The organism is Pseudomonadales bacterium, assembly GCA_041395665.1.
Classification (GTDB): domain Bacteria; phylum Pseudomonadota; class Gammaproteobacteria; order Pseudomonadales; family UBA7239; genus UBA7239.
This window is the reverse complement of sequence record JAWLAB010000010.1, coordinates 1-15,502: the sequence shown is the minus strand read 5'-3', so window position 1 is coordinate 15,502 and position 15,502 is coordinate 1. Positions and strand designations below refer to the sequence as shown.

Here is a 15,502-nt window from a genome sequence, read left to right as displayed (position 1 = left end):
ACGAACAACGACATGGAGGTTTTATGCCGATTACCGATTGGCCCATCAATGAACGCCCGCGCGAAAAACTCTTGGCACAAGGTGCCACTGCACTCTCGGACGCCGAACTGCTCGCCATTTTTCTGCGCACCGGCACACGCGGCAAAACCGCCGTTGATCTCGCGCGCGAACTGCTCACCGATTTTGACGGCCTGCGCCATTTGCTCTCGGCGGATCGCCAAGCTTTCTGTTCGCGGCACGGTTTAGGCATCGCCAGCTTTGTGCAACTGCAAGCGGTGTTGGAAATGGCGAAGCGGCACTTGCTGGAAAACCTCCAACGCGACACCGTGTTCAACAACCCTGCTGATGTGCGCCACTACCTGAAAGCGCGCCTGCGCGATTACCGCCGTGAGGTGTTCCTCTGCCTGTTTTTGGATACACAGCACCGCGTGATCGGCTGCGAGGAATTGTTTCAAGGCACGCTGGATGCCAGCAGCGTCTACCCGCGCGATGTGGTGCAGCGCGCACTGGCACTCAACGCTGCCGCGCTGATCTTTGCCCACAACCATCCCTCCGGCATCGCTGAACCCAGTCAGGCGGATCAGCGCATCACCACACGGCTCTGTGAAGCCTTAGCCTTGGTGGATATTCGTGTGCTGGACCACATGATTGTCGGCGATGGCATGGTGCTGTCTATGGCAGAACGGGGGTTGCTGTGATGTCTGCTGCACTTTTACTTGCCTGACAGGGCGCACTCTGGTATAAAGCGCAGCTCTTTTTTGTGACCCCATTTTCCCGCGACAACTCCCCCCGAGCGCGTCGCTGTTTTGACCACAGGTGTTCCATGTCTAAAGTCTGTCAGGTAACCGGCAAGAAACCCGTCACCGGTAACAATGTTTCTCACGCGATGAACCGCACGCGTCGTCGTTTTGAGCCAAATTTGCACCACCACCGCTTCTGGGTGGCTACCGAGAACCGCTTCGTGCGCCTGCGCGTTTCTGCTAAAGGTATGCGCATCATCGACAAACTGGGCATCGACCAAGTGCTGGCGAACATCCGCGCCAGCGGCGTTAAGGTCTGATTCTCTTACTCCCCTCTACTGAATTTAGGAGTTATTTCTCATGCGCGACAAAATTCGCCTGGTATCATCCGCTGGCACTGGTCACTTCTACACCACTGATAAAAACAAGCGCACCATGCCTGAAAAAATGGAGATCAAAAAATTTGATCCCGTGATCCGCCAGCATGTGATCTACAAAGAAGCCAAAATCAAGTAAGCCACACTTATTGGATTAGGTATATAAAAAGCTCGATTCGTCGGGCTTTTTTTTCGCCATGCCAGAACTACCCGAAGTTGAAACCACACGGCGCGGTATAGTGCCCTATCTGATCGGGCGTACGGTGCGTCAGATCAAAATACACAACCGCCAACTGCGTTGGCCTATCCCCGCTAGTCTCAATAAAAAACTGGCAGGGCAGCCCATCACCAGCGTCACGCGACGCGGCAAATACCTGCTCGTCCACACTGCCGCTGGCACACTGCTGATTCACTTGGGGATGTCCGGCAGTTTGCGCGTACTGGAAAACGACGAACCGCGCCGCAAGCACGATCATGTCGAACTATTCTTGGATGATGGTCACTGCCTGCGCTATTGCGACCCACGGCGCTTCGGCGCATGGCTGTGGACTAGCGATGATCCGCTGCAACACGAACTGCTGGTCAAACTGGGACCTGAGCCGCTGGATCAAACCTTTTCTGCCAAGTATTTGCTGTCGCGCCTAGAAAAGCGCAAGCAGGCGATCAAAACCCTGATTATGGACAGCCATTTAGTCGTTGGCGTGGGTAATATCTATGCGAATGAAGCGCTATTTCTCAGCGGGATTCACCCACAGCGCAGTGGAGCCAGCATCACCGAGGCCGAAGCGCAGCAACTGATACGAAATATCAAGCAAGTATTGAAATCGGCCATTCAGCGCGGCGGCACCACGCTGCGCGATTTTATCGGTGGTGATGGCAAGCCCGGTTATTTTGCACAAGAGTTGCTGGTGTACGGACGGGCAGGAGAAGCCTGTCATCACTGCAAGACATGTTTGGAAGAAATACGGCTCGGCCAGCGCAGCACCGTTTTTTGTCCTCGCTGTCAGGTATAAAACTGCCTCAAAAAAACGCTTGCAAAATCTGCGGGGCAGGATTAAGTTACGGTCGTTGCATCTCTAAAAATCATAAACTTAGGGCGCACTTCTAGAAAACACGCCAACTTCAAAGGAGCACTGGTATGGCCATTTCCCTGAAAAAACTAGCAACACCTGTGCTTGCTGCCAGCCTGTTGTTACCTTCGCTCGGCGCATTTGCGGGCACTGTTGCTACAGACCCTTTTAATAACGGCAAGCCTTCTGCGCTGGCGATGATGACGGACTTGATCATTATCCGTCCGGTCGGTGCTGTACTGACTGCTGTTGGAGCGGCGGCCTATGTTGCCAGTCTGCCATTTACTCTGCCTACCGGCAGTGCAAATGAAGCGGGTTCCGTGCTGTTTATGGAGCCAGCAACCTACACCTTCGCGCGCTGCCTTGGCTGTACTCGCCCCGGCTACCACCCAAGCGTAGGGCAGGACAACGACTCAGCAGAAGCGGTAACGAAATAATCTCATCTCTGTTTATTGTGTAGTTTCACAACCCCAAGGAGAAATAAAATGAAAAAATTACTAACAGCTACAGCGATAGCAGCTACCGTTGCCATGACCGCCGGATGCGCAACAGCACGCGCCCCCGTCAGCAACGGCTGGCTTTTTACTGATGTCAAAGGCTCCGAATCTGTCGGTGATGCCACTTCAGGCGTTCGATACGGCAGAGCGTGTTCCGCTAATGTTCTCGGCTTGGTTGCTTACGGCGATTCATCTACCCGCACAGCAGCTAGCCGCGCAGGTATCAGCCGTATTCAAACCGTTGATTACTCGACGAACACCGTTCTGGGCGTGTGGGCTCAAACTTGCACACTGGTATACGGCGAATAAGTTAGCGTTTCGCTCAAAAAAAAACCGCATCCAACGATGCGGTTTTTTTATGTCTACCGTTTCAGCTTTATAGAGTAGTAATTACTTTCGCGCGGCAAATTTTTCCGCCAGTGCATCCGCCACAAGAGGCGGTACAAATTTGCTGATATCCCCACCGAGCGAACCAATTTCTTTCACCAAGCTGGATGAAATATAGGAAAGATGGTCAGATGGTGTGAGAAATAAACTCTCCACATCCGGCGCCAGCGCGCGATTCATATTGGCGAGCTGAAATTCGTATTCAAAATCGGATACCGCACGCAAGCCTCGCAATACACCACTGGCTTTTTGTTGATGCACAAAATCAATCAACAAAATATCAAAACCGACCACTTCAACATTATCGATATGCCCTAACACTTTTTTTGCCAGCGCAACGCGTTCTTCTAGCGTAAACAGCGGATTTTTGCGTGTGCTGGAAGCAATGGCGACCACCACGGTATCAAACAAGCGGCAGCCGCGCTCCACCAAATCAACATGACCGTTGGTGATGGGATCAAAAGTGCCAGGGTAAATAACGCGTCGCATAACAATAGCCAATCACAAAAAAGAAGGAAAACCTGAGAGTGCCGGCATAGTAGCGAAATTACCTACGCGCTCAAAGGATATTTTCTGCTCGACGCCAAAGCCCGTACTGCACTAAACCGGCACGCTGTTGCCGATAAGTCATAAAACCCTGCGGTGGTGATAACGGGATATTTGCAGGCTGCTCAACATAAATCCAAGGATCATCCGATAACAGCGCACGCTGCTGCAACTGCTCAACGAAAACGGCGGGCGATAATTGCGCATCGGCAAACGGCGGATCGATAAACACCACATCAAAACAACCCGTAGCTGCTTGCAACCACGACAGTGCATCAGCCGCCACAACCTGTGAAATAGCATCGGCACCCAATAATTGCCGTGTCGCCTGTAAACTCCGCGCTGCGTATGAATTGCGCTCCAGCATCACACAGTGCGCCGCACCGCGCGACAAAGCCTCAAACCCCAGCGCGCCGCTACCGGCAAACAAATCCAAGCAACGCGCTTCCGGCAAAACTGGCATCAACCAGTTGAACAGTGTTTCGCGGATACGATCACCAGTGGGGCGCAAGCCCTCGCCATCGGGAAAGGCGATTTTCCGCCCGCGCCATCGCCCGCCGATAATGCGCACACGATTTTCATTTTTTGACGATGAGGATTTAGCCAAGCACAGCGGACTCCACGACGGGGGGTGATAGGATAACACCCTGAAAAATACAGCTCCTCTCTTTCTGGTATTCAAACGGGTATTCAAAAAAACCTCATGGCAATTTTTGGCTTCGGCAAAGACAAAAAAAAGGACAAATCCTCACAGGTTCAACCAGCACCTGTGGCACAAACGACGATCGACCCACCTCTGACCAATTCGCCCGACACTGCAACAAGCAGCGAACCCAGCTCAGAAAGTTTGTTTAGCCGTATCAAACGCGGCCTCGCGCGCACCGGCAGCGTTATCGGCGAAGGCATCGGTACCGTGTTGCTGGGCAAACGCCAAATCGACGACGATTTGATCGAAGAATTAGAAACGCAATTGCTGTCAGCGGATGTCGGTATCGAAGCCACGACGATTATTCTTGACGATCTCACTGCACGCGTGGCGCGCAAAGAGCTCACGGACGGCAACGCGCTTTATGACGCGCTGCAAACGCATTTAAAACAAATGCTACAAAATGTTGAGGCACCACTCACAATCAATACCGCAAAAAAACCTTTTGTGCTGTTAGTGGTTGGCGTCAATGGCGTAGGCAAAACTACCACCATCGGTAAACTCGCCAAACGCTTTCAACAGCAAGGGCACAGCGTGATGTTGGCAGCGGGTGATACTTTTCGCGCCGCCGCTGTTGAGCAATTGCAAGTGTGGGGCGAGCGCAATCGTGTACCCGTTGTTGCACAGCACACTGGCGCAGACAGCGCTTCCGTTATTTTTGATGCGGTACAAGCAGCACAATCACGCAATATTGATATTGTGATTGCCGACACCGCTGGCCGTTTGCACAACAAAAGTAATTTGATGGAAGAACTGAAGAAAGTTAAACGCGTGATGGGCAAACTCGATACTGCTGCACCGCACGAAGTGTTACTGGTACTTGATGCAGGGACAGGGCAGAACGCGATCAATCAAGCGCAGCAATTTTATGAAGCCATTGGCGTGACAGGCATTGCTCTAACTAAATTGGATGGTACAGCAAAAGGCGGGGTTATTTTTGCATTGAGCCAAGCACTAAAATTGCCTATTCGATTCATTGGTGTTGGTGAAAAAGCAGAAGACTTACAAGTGTTTAGCGCTGCTGCTTTTATTCGCGCATTATTTGAAAAATCGTAAGCGATGATAGAGTTTCAGCATGTTGCCAAAAGTTATCCCAACGGCTTTGAGGCGCTGAAGCACATCAATTTTTCTCTCGCGGCTGGTCAAATGACTTTTCTCACCGGTCACTCCGGCGCGGGAAAAAGTACACTACTCAAATTGCTGCTGCTGATGGAGCGCCCTACACAAGGCAATATTATTGTTGCAGGGCAAGATCTCAACAAACTCAGTGCTGCACGCATACCTTATTATCGCCGTCATATCGGCGTGGTATTTCAAGATCACCAATTGCTCGCCGACCAAACCGTTTTTGATAATGTGGCATTGCCTCTACATATTGCGGGTCACCGCCACAAAGACATCGGTCGCCGTGTGCGTGCGGCATTAGACAAAGTGGGGCTGCTCGATCGCGAAAAATATTTTCCCATCGCACTTTCTGGCGGAGAGCAGCAACGCGTCGGTATTGCGCGCGCTGTCGTCAACCGCCCACCGATTCTTCTTGCCGATGAACCGACAGGCAATTTAGATCCTGTTTTATCGGAAGAAATCATGCGGTTATTTGCTGATTTCAGCAGCGTAGGCGTTACCGTCTTGATAGCCACCCACGATTTGGATTTGATTCACCGCTTTGGCAAACACCGCGAATTGGTTTTGCAACGCGGTCGTTTGATTAACGACGGTGGTCAATAAATGAAGGCGCCTGTTAAAAACAAACGCACTGCACGCGGCGCCACAACTGTGGCACCTAGCTGGCGCACGCTACTCCAAGCTTGGCTGCAACATCACCGACACTCTGCAAATAGCAGTCTGCAGCAACAAAAGCGAGCACCCGCACAATTTTTTTTAACAGCCATTGTGATTGGTATCACCTTGGCGCTGCCCGCTTTATTTATGTTGGCAATCCATAATGTGCAAAAACTGGGTGAGCATTGGAATGGCAATCCGCGTCTTTCCGTGTTCTTGGAAAGAAAAACTGCTGCCGAAAAAATAACCGAACTGCAACAACAACTACGACAACATACCGCAGTGAATACCATCACACTGATCACACCAGAGCAAGGCTTGGCGGATTTTGAAAAAGACACCAACCTGTCCAACACTTTAGCGCTGCTGGATGAAAATCCCTTGCCACCATTACTAACCGTAGAACTAAAAAATGATACTGCACCGGAGGCCGTAGAAACTCTACAAAAAAAATGGCAACAACTGCCGCAAGTAGATAGTGTGCGTGTTGATTTTGCATGGTTGCAAAAATTGTTTCACCTCATGCAATTAGGTAAACGCATCGCAGTTGGGCTCGCCGTGTTATTAGGCATGGGCGCGCTACTTTCTATCGGCAACACGATACGACTCGCGTTGGAAAATCGTCGCACCGAAATTGTGGTTGCCAACCTCGTCGGCGCTACCGATGCATTTGTGCGCCGCCCTTTTCTCTACAGCGGCATGTGGTTTGGTTTAGCGGGTGGCGCAGTAGCCATTATTTTGATGGAAGTGGGTTATTACAGTATTGTCGAACCAACCGCTCAACTAGCAGCGCTTTATCACAGCACATTCAGCTTGCAAGGCCCCACATTACTCACCCTGCTCAGCTTGATGGTTAGTGGTGTTGCCATTGGCATACTCGGTGCATGGCTCACTGCTTGGTATCATCTGCGCACAATGCGGCCACAATAAATACTCACACAACACTAATTATTTTTTCGCGCGCGATCATCCGCTGCTTTCGTGCGTCGTGTCGGTTCTGCTTCTAGTGGATTTTCTGGCCAATAATGTTTGGGATATTGCCCGCGCATATCTTTGCGCACATCTTTGTAAGCATTCTGCCAAAAACTGGCTAAATCTTGTGTCACCGCTAAAGGCATTTTCCGTGGCGATAACAAATGAATCAACACAGGTATTTTTCCCTCCGCGATACGCGGCGTTTCTTGTGCACCAAACATCTCTTGGATCCGCACCGGCAATACTGGCTGCTCGCCAGAATAATCCAAGGCGATACGCGATCCAGTCGGCACAGTAATATGCGTCGGTGCGACGCACTTTAACTGTTGTTGCTGTGAAAAATCCAAACGCGCTTGCAGTGCTGAAAACACATCCACTTGCGCTAGCTGACTGCGGCGACTGACATCCAATAAGTACGGTGCCAACCACTGTTCTAAGTTTTCCAATAAATTGTTTTCTGAAAAATCTGGCAAATCGTCGATAAGATTTTTTGCAGAAACCCAGCGTACTCGTTGTAAAAATTGCAGCGTAGCTTCTGTCTGCGGCAGTGCAGACCAACCAAGAGAACGCAAGCCGCGACATAATTCTTGCACAACCATTTCACCGCGTGCTGGCAATGGCTTTTCATTCAAAACCAATGCGCCAAAGCGCTGCACACTGCGCGCAATCACGGCTTCTTCTTTAGATGACCACAACACTTCTTCGCCCGCAAAAAATAATTCTGGCAAAAAAACAGGTAAATCTTCAGGATTCAAAGCAGCTGCCAAATAAATGCGTGCATCGCGCCCTTCGCCATCCAAATCGGCAATCGCAATCCATTCTTCACGCGCCAATGCACTGCCCTGCTGCAAACTGGCGCCGACACCGTTTGCCAACTGCCAGCGTTCGCCGCGTGTATCGCGTCGCCGCGCCACGCGTTCGGGATAACACAGCGCGATCATCAAACCCAATTGTTGTTCGTGCGCTGCGCTATCGCCTTGTGCGCTAATCCATTCACGCAAGCGCTGCACTTGTTGTTGTACGCGTTCACGCACAGCGCGGTCTATCGCGCCATTTTTTTTCAAGGCCTGCCAACGCCAATAAAAATCGGCGTCGTTGCCACTTTGAAAATTACTACTTTGCGAATGACTACCGCGCAAAATATCGCGTTCATCCAATAAAGCAGCCACTTCACACGCCAGCGCACCCAAGCCGTGTTCCTGTGCGCGCAACAACATGTGCGCATAACGCGGATGTGTAGGCAGCGCCGCCATCGCACGACCATGCGTTGTGATGCGGCAATCGCCGTCCAGCGCACCTAAAGATTGCAAGCGTTCACGCGCTTGTTGTAAATGCGCAAGTGGCGGTGCGTCTAAAAAATCCAACTGCGTTTCTGCAACGCCCCACTGCGCTAATTCTATCGCCAGCGGCATTAAATCACTGCGCAAAATTTCAGCTTGCGGAAAACGCGCAAGCCCTGCGTGCTGTTCTTCGCTCCATAAACGATAACACCAGCCCGCTTGTTGTCGCCCTGCACGACCTGCGCGCTGCTCCGCTGTGGCTTGTGAAACGGGCGTCGTCACCAAACCACTCATGCCGCGCCGAGGATCAAAACGCACCGTGCGCACCAAGCCCGCATCAATCACTACGCACACACCGTCTATCGTCAACGAAGTTTCGGCGATACTGGTTGATAAAATAATTTTTCGCTTTCCGTCTGCATTTTTTTGCAACACGGCTTGTTGTTGCGCTAAAGCCGCTTCGCCGTGCAACACACACAGCAAAAAATTTTCAGCGAGATTTTTTTCCAGCGCTTGTTGCGTACGACGAATTTCGCGCAAGCCGGGGAGAAACACCAAAATATCGCCCGCCGTTTCTTGCACAGCGCGCAGCACCGCTTGCGCAACACGATTTTCCAAGGGCGTGTTTTGATTGCGTCCAAGATAAATCATCTCAACGGGATAACTGCGCCCTTCACTGACAATTATCGGTGCGTTATCGAGCAGCGCGGAAATGGCTATGCCATCCAGCGTGGCGGACATCACCAACAGTTTTAAATCCTCACGCCAATTTTTTTGAATGTCGCGCACCAGTGCCAAACCGAGATCCGCGTGCAGTGAACGCTCGTGAAACTCATCAAAAATCACCAAGCCCACACCGCTGAGTTCGGGATCATTTTGTATCAAGCGCGTGAGCACACCTTCCGTCACCACTTCAATTTTTGTGTGAGCAGAAACTTTACTCTCGCCGCGAATGCGATAGCCCACAGTCTCGCCCACTTTTTCGCTCAACTGCTGCGCCATGTATTGCGCCGCGCGCAAAGCTGCTAAACGGCGCGGCTCCAACACAATGATGCGCCCCGCAATGTCACCCGCTTGTAGCAACGCCAACGGCACGCGCGTGGTTTTTCCTGCACCGGGCGCTGCGGACAGCACGACACAAGCCGCGCTGCGCACGGTGTCGCACAGCTGAGGTAAAACCGCATCGATAGGGAGAGCCGTTGTCATCACGCATCACAAGTAAACGAGGCGGTCATGATAATTTCTCGCGCAGGGTTTGCGGCGCTTGGCTTGGTCTTGTTTCGATCATCGCTTAGACTGTGATCACTCTCGATACTTCTTGTGAGACTCTCTCGTGCATTACTCGGTTAGGACAGAACAAACATGGCGATGGCGCTCTTGAGCTGCCACGGCGCGACTGTGCGCCATCGACCACCGTTCCTGTAAATCTGTCTAAAAAATCCGAGGTATCGCACCATGTCGACACTAACATCCGAACAAATCGCCGCTTACGCCGCACAGGGTTACAACCGCGTACCCGTTGTGCGCGAATTGTTTGCTGATTTGGAAACACCGCTCTCCTGCTACTTAAAACTTGCGCGCCAGCCTTACAGTTATTTGCTGGAGTCGGTGCAGGGCGGCGAGAAATGGGGGCGTTATTCTTTCATCGGCTTGCCCTGCCGCACACAACTGATAGTGCGCGGGCAAAGCGTTACTGTGCAGCGCGATGGACAAATTATTCAGCAGGAAACTTGCGCCGATCCACTGACTTTTATCGATCAATTTCGTCAGCAGTATCGCGTAGCGGAATTGCCCAACTTGCCGCGCTTTACCGGCGGCTTGGTCGGTTATTTTTCTTACGATACCGTGCGCTATGTCGAGCTACATTTGCAAGCCACGCAACCGCAGCAAGATCCCATCAACACACCCGATATGCTGTTGTTGCTATCCGAAGAGGTGTTGGTGTTTGATAATTTATCCGGTCGCATCTTGTTGATTGTTCATGCCGACACCGCGCAAGAAAATGCACTGGTACAAGCAGAGCAACGCTTGGATGCTTTGCAAGCGCAACTGCAAATAGCTACACCTTCACTGCCACCCATTGCGCTCGCCGCACCAGCAGATGCGCAACTAGAGCGGCAATTTGTTTCTTCGTTCGGCGAAGATGCTTTCAAGAAAAGTGTCGATGCCATCAAGGAATACATTTTGGCAGGCGATACCATGCAAGTGGTTTTATCGCAGCGTATGTCGTTACCGTTTGATGCCGAACCGCTCAATTTGTATCGCGCGCTGCGCAGTTTGAATCCATCGCCTTATATGTTTTTCTTGGATTGCGGCGAGTTTCACATTGCAGGTTCTTCGCCAGAAATTTTGGCGCGCTTGGAAGATAACCGCGTTACCGTGCGACCGATTGCCGGTACACGCAAACGCGGACAAACCAGCGACGAAGATTATGCGCTAGAAAAAGATTTACTCGCTGACCCGAAAGAAATTGCTGAACATTTGATGTTGATTGATTTAGGGCGCAACGATGTCGGCCGTGTTGCCAATGTAGGCAGCGTGCAATTGACAGAAAAAATGGTGGTCGAACGCTACTCGCATGTCATGCATATCACATCCAATGTCACCGGTGAATTGCGCGAAGGTTTGGATGCAATGGATGTGTTGCGCGCCACGCTACCGGCAGGCACTTTATCGGGCGCGCCAAAAATTCGCGCGATGGAAATTATCGACGAATTGGAAAAAGAAAAACGCGGCATTTACGGCGGCGCTGTCGGCTACCTCGGCTGGAGCGGCAATATGGACACCGCTATCGCAATTCGCACAGCGGTGATCAAAAATAAAACGCTGTACATTCAAGCGGGTGCAGGCATTGTTGCCGACTCTGTGCCGCAATCGGAATGGGATGAAACCATGAATAAAGGGCGCGCAGTGTTTCGTGCCGCTGCGATGGTTCTAGCAGGGAGATAATGATGCAAGACGCTCGCGAGCTCGGCTTAATCATCGATTCGCATGTGCCTTTAATTGTTATTCAATCGCACGAAGAAACGCGCGTGTTGGAAGTACTCATGCAAGTGAGCAATACGCGCACACTGCCGATGCAGGTTTGGTCCGTCACTGACGGTTTGCGCCCTATGGGTTTTAGCATGGGCGAAACGGGTGGTGAAACCTTCACCGAATTAGAAACTGCCTTAACTGCGATTAAACGCACACGCAGCAAAGGCTTGTTTGTTTTGTGTGATGCGCACAGTTATCTCAATACAGAACACGATAAATTGGTACGACTCATTAAAGATATTGTGCTGCAGTATGACAGCATCAATCGCACGATTGTGCTTCTCAGTCACGCCATCACACTGCCGCCAGAATTAAAGCGTTACGCCGCCGAGTTTGAATTGGCATCACTCAGTGACGAGCAAATTCTCACTATTATTCGTGAAGAAGCTATTGCTTGGGCCGGCACAAACAATAAAAAACAAATTAAAACTGACAAGCTAGCACTGGATCGCATCATCATGAATCTGCGCGGCTTGGCACCCAGCGATGTTAGAAAATTAGCACGCCAGTTTATTTATGCCGATGGTGCTATTTCAAAAAATGATTTACCGCTTATCAACAAAAATAAAATGCAATTGCTGGATATGGATGGCGTATTGCAGTACGAGTATGAAACGGAAAGTTTTTCACAAGTTGGTGGGTTGAATCGTTTAAAAGATTGGCTGACTAAACGGCAACAAGCCTTTTTGTCATCTGACAATACAGTGGACACACCAAAAGGCATTTTATTACTTGGCGTACAAGGTAGTGGCAAAAGTTTAGCGGCGAAAGCGGTAGCTGGGCTGTGGAGTTTGCCTTTACTGCGTTTAGATTTTGGTGCGCTGTACAACAAATATTACGGCGAATCGGAAAGAAATTTGCGCGACGCCTTAAAACTGGCCGACAACATGGCACCCTGCGTGCTGTGGTTGGATGAAATTGAAAAAGGCATTGCAGGGCAAAACAATGACGAAGGCACTAGCTTGCGTGTACTCGGCACTTTTCTTACTTGGCTTTCTGAGAGAACCCGCGCTGTATTTGTTGTTGCCACATCAAACAATATTGCCAACTTGCCCGCTGAACTGATTCGCAAAGGTCGACTGGATGAGATTTTTTTCGTTGACCTGCCCAACAAAAAAGTACGCGAAGAAATTTTTGCCATCCATTTAAGCAAACGAAAACAAGACCCTGCCACTTTCGATTTACCAATACTCGCTACTGCTGCAGAAGGCTTCTCAGGCGCTGAAATTGAGCAGGCGATTGTTGCTGCCAATTATTCCGTTCTCGCACAACAACAAACTTTAAACACCACCAGTATTCTCGATGAACTGGCACACACAAAACCCATTGCCGTGGTGATGCAAGAGAATATTGCCGCGCTGCGCGCGTGGGCAAAAAATCGCACAGTGTCTGCCGACTGATCACGCTAAGTTTTACCAAAATAACGGCATTAAAAAACCCGCTCCGGTGAGGGAGCGGGTTTGCTGTGTGTTGCTTGGTACTTACTGCGTGAATTATAACGCCGTGGCGTTGACCACCAACACGCTGCCCGCGTCTTTTTGCGGTCTCGGTCTGCCATTGACCATCACATTGACATCCACGCCTGGGATGCCAATGACGATGTCCGCTTTGCCGTCGCCGTTGACATCACCCGCCCCGATGGAAGTGCCGTACACATCACCGCTCACTTTGCCGTAACGGGAGGTACCCAGCTGCGCGAATGGCTCTGCGCCACCCGCCCACACAGCCACACTGCCAGCACCGGCCGCAGGTCGTGGGAAAGCTCTGAGGTTAGCGGCTTTCGGGGCGCTGGCGACGATGTCTGCCGTGCCGTCACCGTCAACATCCGCCAAGGCAACAGCGGAGCCGAACGCCGAACGCACTTCTCTGCCCAGTGTGTTGCCACCACGGGTGTAAGCGGCGCTGTTGCTGCCGTACAACACCACGAAGCCGCCCACATCTTTGAGTCTTCTGTCGGTAGGATGATCAAGCTTCGGCACACCCACCACGATGTCGTGGGTGCCGTCGCCATCAACATCACTGCCGGACGCCAGTGCGCTGCCGAAGTTATCCACTGCCGCTTGGCCGTATTGCTTGTAGAGTAGCGTTGGGTTGCCTGTGCTGTATACCGTCACGCTGCCCGCTGCTGTCAGTTTCCTGCCGTTACTGAGGGCGCTTTCGCTCGGTGCGCCGATCGCGATGTCTTGGACGCCATCGCCATCAAAGTCGCCAACAGCCACGGCGGTACCGGCAAGCGCACCCGCTGTTGCGCCGTAGTACGGTGTGCCGATCATCGACAGGTCTGCGCCCGAGTACACGGTCACCTTGCCCGCTTTCTTCAACGACGGTGCATTGGCAGGTGCAGCCAATGGCTCGCCGACCACGATATCGGCAAGGCCATCACCATCGACATCGCCCAGCGCCAGCGCCGAGCCAAACAGCGTTCTAGCCGTTGTGCCGTAAATGTCCTGTGCCATCGGCACGCAGCTTGGGGTATTGCAGCCGTAGATGATGGTGACTTTGCCCATCATTTTGGCGCCAGCGCCGTTCGCCGCTAATGGCGCACCGACCACGACATCCATTGTGCCGTCACCGTCGATATCGGCGTTGCCTGCGATGGCTGTGCCTACACCTTCTTTTGTAGCGGTTCCGACCAGCGTTGCCAGTGGTGTGCCGGTTTGGCCAGAGATCACTTGCACACGGCCCGCATCGCGCAAGGCGCGGATGGCGGTAGGTACTACATCGTAGCCGGGGGTGGCAACGGCGTAGTCACCGTAACCGTCGCCGTCAAAGTCACCTACATACGCCACGGTCGAGCCCATCATGTCTGCGCGCATGGCACCGTGGAAATTACCCAGCTCGGCAGCATTGTTGATCGGTGTATCGCACGCATCGCCAATACCGTCACCGTCAGTGTCGGTTTGAGTTGGGTTCGGCACGGTTGGGCAGTTGTCGGTGTTGTTGTCGATGCCGTCACCGTCAGTGTCGCCGTTCGGTGTGCTGTCGCACGCATCGCCAATACCGTCACCGTCAGTGTCGGTTTGAGTTGGGTTCGGCGCGGTCGGGCAGTTGTCGGTGTTGTTATCGATGCCGTCACCGTCGGTGTCGCCGTTCGGTGTGCTGTCGCACGCATCGCCAATACCGTCACCGTCAGTGTCGGTTTGAGTTGGGTTCGCTACCGCTGGGCAGTTGTCGGTTGCATCGGGTATGCCGTCCATATCCGCATCAGGAACCACCGTGGCGATCTCAATCACAGGAATAGCAGCCAAGTAATCGGCATCACCCGCCTGATCGTAGTTCACGGTACAAGTACCGGCACCGCTGTTGATCGTCACGGTGTTACCGACATTCGTACAGCTGCCGCTGGTGCTAACCGTGACCGGCAAGCCCGAGCTCGCGGTCGCGCCCACGGTGAAGCTCGCGCCGAACGCGGCAGAAGCCGGTGCGGACGGTGACACGCTGATCGTTTGTGCTGCTTTGGCAGCAGCAGTGGTTTCAGTGACCTGAGGTGCAGCCAAGTAGTCGGCATCACCCGCCTGATCGTAGTTCACGGTACACGTGCCCGCGCCGCTGGTGATCGTCACGGTGTTACCGACATTGGTACAGCTGCCGCTGGTGCTAACCGTGACCGGCAAGCCCGAGCTCGCGGTCGCGCCCACGGTGAAGCTGGTGCCGAACGCGGCAGAAGCCGGTGCGGACGGTGACACGCTGATCGTTTGTGCCGCTTTGGCAGCAGCAGTGGTTTCAGTGACCTGCGGTGCGGCCAAGTAATCGGCATCACCCGCCTGATCGTAGTTCACGGTACAGGTACCCGCACCACTGTTGATGGTGATGGTGGCCGTGCTGGTGCCAGAACCGGTACAGCTACCGGAGGTCGTGATCGCCACCGGCAAGCCAGAGGTGGCCGTTGCACCCACGGTGAAGCTGGTGCCGAACGCGGCAGAAGCCGGTGCGGACGGTGACACGCTGATCGTTTGTGCTGCTTTGGCAGCAGCAGTGGTTTCAGTGACCTGAGGCGCAGCCAAGTAGTCGGCATCACCCGCCTGATCGTAGTTCACGGTACACGTGCCCGCGCCGCTGGTGATCGTCACCACATTGCCGACATTGGTACAGCTGCCGCTGGTGCT

Annotated in this window: 14 protein-coding genes and 2 pseudogenes; 11 read left to right on the top strand and 5 right to left on the bottom strand. The window is 52.6% G+C overall.

Annotated elements, in window-relative coordinates:
* The first annotated feature begins 23 nt into the window (after positions 1–23).
* From radC to R3E63_10610, 6 genes are all read left to right on the top strand, one after another.
* Complete coding sequence (gene radC, locus R3E63_10635) at positions 24–698, top strand: DNA repair protein RadC (GenBank protein ID MEZ5540376.1); 675 nt, start codon at positions 24–26, stop codon at positions 696–698.
* A gap of 125 nt (positions 699–823) precedes the next feature.
* Positions 824–1,060 (top strand): 50S ribosomal protein L28, encoded by a 237-nt coding sequence (gene rpmB, locus R3E63_10630; protein ID MEZ5540375.1) that lies wholly within the window; start codon positions 824–826, stop codon positions 1,058–1,060.
* Positions 1,061–1,100: 40 nt separating this feature from the next.
* A complete protein-coding gene (rpmG, locus tag R3E63_10625) occupies positions 1,101–1,256 on the top strand; it encodes a 50S ribosomal protein L33 (GenBank protein ID MEZ5540374.1) in 156 nt (51 codons plus the stop codon).
* A 58-nt stretch (positions 1,257–1,314) separates the two neighbouring features.
* The gene (mutM, locus tag R3E63_10620) at positions 1,315–2,130 is read left to right on the top strand and encodes a bifunctional DNA-formamidopyrimidine glycosylase/DNA-(apurinic or apyrimidinic site) lyase (GenBank protein MEZ5540373.1); all 816 of its coding nucleotides are present in this window, start codon (positions 1,315–1,317) and stop codon (positions 2,128–2,130) included.
* Between the two features lie 125 nt (positions 2,131–2,255).
* Complete coding sequence (locus tag R3E63_10615; GenBank protein MEZ5540372.1) at positions 2,256–2,624, top strand: hypothetical protein; 369 nt, start codon at positions 2,256–2,258, stop codon at positions 2,622–2,624.
* A 48-nt stretch (positions 2,625–2,672) separates the two neighbouring features.
* Positions 2,673–2,993 carry a TRL-like family protein gene (locus R3E63_10610; protein MEZ5540371.1) on the top strand — a complete coding sequence of 107 codons (321 nt, stop codon included), beginning with the start codon at positions 2,673–2,675 and terminating at the stop codon, positions 2,991–2,993.
* An 81-nt stretch (positions 2,994–3,074) separates the two neighbouring features.
* On the opposite strand, the gene coaD is transcribed toward R3E63_10610, so the two are convergent.
* Both coaD and rsmD read right to left on the bottom strand, forming a co-directional pair.
* Entirely contained in the window at positions 3,075–3,560 is a 486-nt protein-coding gene (gene coaD, locus R3E63_10605) for a pantetheine-phosphate adenylyltransferase (GenBank protein ID MEZ5540370.1), read from the bottom strand.
* A 70-nt stretch (positions 3,561–3,630) separates the two neighbouring features.
* Entirely contained in the window at positions 3,631–4,224 is a 594-nt protein-coding gene (gene rsmD / locus R3E63_10600; protein ID MEZ5540369.1) for a 16S rRNA (guanine(966)-N(2))-methyltransferase RsmD, read from the bottom strand.
* 243 nt (positions 4,225–4,467) lie between these two features.
* Between rsmD and ftsY the strand changes: the two are divergent.
* The 3 genes and pseudogenes from ftsY to ftsX all read left to right on the top strand — a co-directional run bounded on the left by ftsY (position 4,468) and on the right by ftsX (position 7,035).
* Positions 4,468–5,379, top strand: a pseudogene (gene ftsY / locus R3E63_10595) (signal recognition particle-docking protein FtsY).
* Positions 5,380–5,382: 3 nt separating this feature from the next.
* Positions 5,383–6,051, top strand: coding sequence for a cell division ATP-binding protein FtsE (gene ftsE, locus R3E63_10590; GenBank protein ID MEZ5540368.1), 669 nt, complete (start codon positions 5,383–5,385; stop codon positions 6,049–6,051).
* Positions 6,052–7,035 (top strand): permease-like cell division protein FtsX, encoded by a 984-nt coding sequence (gene ftsX, locus R3E63_10585; protein ID MEZ5540367.1) that lies wholly within the window; start codon positions 6,052–6,054, stop codon positions 7,033–7,035.
* A 14-nt stretch (positions 7,036–7,049) separates the two neighbouring features.
* On the opposite strand, the gene hrpB is transcribed toward ftsX, so the two are convergent.
* Positions 7,050–9,566, bottom strand: coding sequence for an ATP-dependent helicase HrpB (hrpB, locus tag R3E63_10580; protein MEZ5540366.1), 2,517 nt, complete (start codon positions 9,564–9,566; stop codon positions 7,050–7,052).
* A gap of 249 nt (positions 9,567–9,815) precedes the next feature.
* On the opposite strand from hrpB, the gene trpE reads away from it, so the two are divergent.
* Both trpE and R3E63_10570 read left to right on the top strand, forming a co-directional pair.
* The gene (gene trpE, locus R3E63_10575) at positions 9,816–11,309 is read left to right on the top strand and encodes an anthranilate synthase component I (GenBank protein MEZ5540365.1); all 1,494 of its coding nucleotides are present in this window, start codon (positions 9,816–9,818) and stop codon (positions 11,307–11,309) included.
* Entirely contained in the window at positions 11,309–12,796 is a 1,488-nt protein-coding gene (locus R3E63_10570; protein MEZ5540364.1) for an AAA family ATPase, read from the top strand. Before trpE ends, R3E63_10570 begins: the two co-directional genes overlap by 1 nt.
* 93 nt (positions 12,797–12,889) lie before the next feature.
* Here R3E63_10570 and R3E63_10565 read toward each other — a convergent pair whose 3' ends face one another.
* Both R3E63_10565 and R3E63_10560 read right to left on the bottom strand, forming a co-directional pair.
* On the bottom strand, positions 12,890–14,197 hold the full coding sequence (locus R3E63_10565) for an FG-GAP-like repeat-containing protein (protein ID MEZ5540363.1): 1,308 nt from the start codon (positions 14,195–14,197) through the stop codon (positions 12,890–12,892).
* 45 nt (positions 14,198–14,242) lie between these two features.
* A pseudogene (locus R3E63_10560) lies at positions 14,243–14,623 on the bottom strand (thrombospondin type 3 repeat-containing protein).
* Positions 14,624–15,502 lie beyond the last annotated feature (879 nt).

Excerpts from the sequence above, each read along its gene's own strand:
- radC (MEZ5540376.1), top strand. The coding sequence starts at position 24 with ATGCCGATTACCGATTGGCCCATCAATGAACGCCCGCGCGAAAAACTC.
- rpmB (MEZ5540375.1), top strand. The coding sequence starts at position 824 with ATGTCTAAAGTCTGTCAGGTAACCGGCAAGAAACCCGTCACCGGTAAC.
- rpmG (MEZ5540374.1), top strand. The coding sequence starts at position 1,101 with ATGCGCGACAAAATTCGCCTGGTATCATCCGCTGGCACTGGTCACTTC.
- mutM (MEZ5540373.1), top strand. The coding sequence starts at position 1,315 with ATGCCAGAACTACCCGAAGTTGAAACCACACGGCGCGGTATAGTGCCC.
- R3E63_10615 (MEZ5540372.1), top strand. The coding sequence starts at position 2,256 with ATGGCCATTTCCCTGAAAAAACTAGCAACACCTGTGCTTGCTGCCAGC.
- R3E63_10610 (MEZ5540371.1), top strand. The coding sequence starts at position 2,673 with ATGAAAAAATTACTAACAGCTACAGCGATAGCAGCTACCGTTGCCATG.
- coaD (MEZ5540370.1), bottom strand. The coding sequence starts at position 3,560 with ATGCGACGCGTTATTTACCCTGGCACTTTTGATCCCATCACCAACGGT.
- ftsE (MEZ5540368.1), top strand. The coding sequence starts at position 5,383 with ATGATAGAGTTTCAGCATGTTGCCAAAAGTTATCCCAACGGCTTTGAG.
- ftsX (MEZ5540367.1), top strand. The coding sequence starts at position 6,052 with ATGAAGGCGCCTGTTAAAAACAAACGCACTGCACGCGGCGCCACAACT.
- hrpB (MEZ5540366.1), bottom strand. The coding sequence starts at position 9,566 with ATGACAACGGCTCTCCCTATCGATGCGGTTTTACCTCAGCTGTGCGAC.
- trpE (MEZ5540365.1), top strand. The coding sequence starts at position 9,816 with ATGTCGACACTAACATCCGAACAAATCGCCGCTTACGCCGCACAGGGT.
- R3E63_10570 (MEZ5540364.1), top strand. The coding sequence starts at position 11,309 with ATGATGCAAGACGCTCGCGAGCTCGGCTTAATCATCGATTCGCATGTG.
- R3E63_10565 (MEZ5540363.1), bottom strand. The coding sequence starts at position 14,197 with ATGGGCTCGACCGTGGCGTATGTAGGTGACTTTGACGGCGACGGTTAC.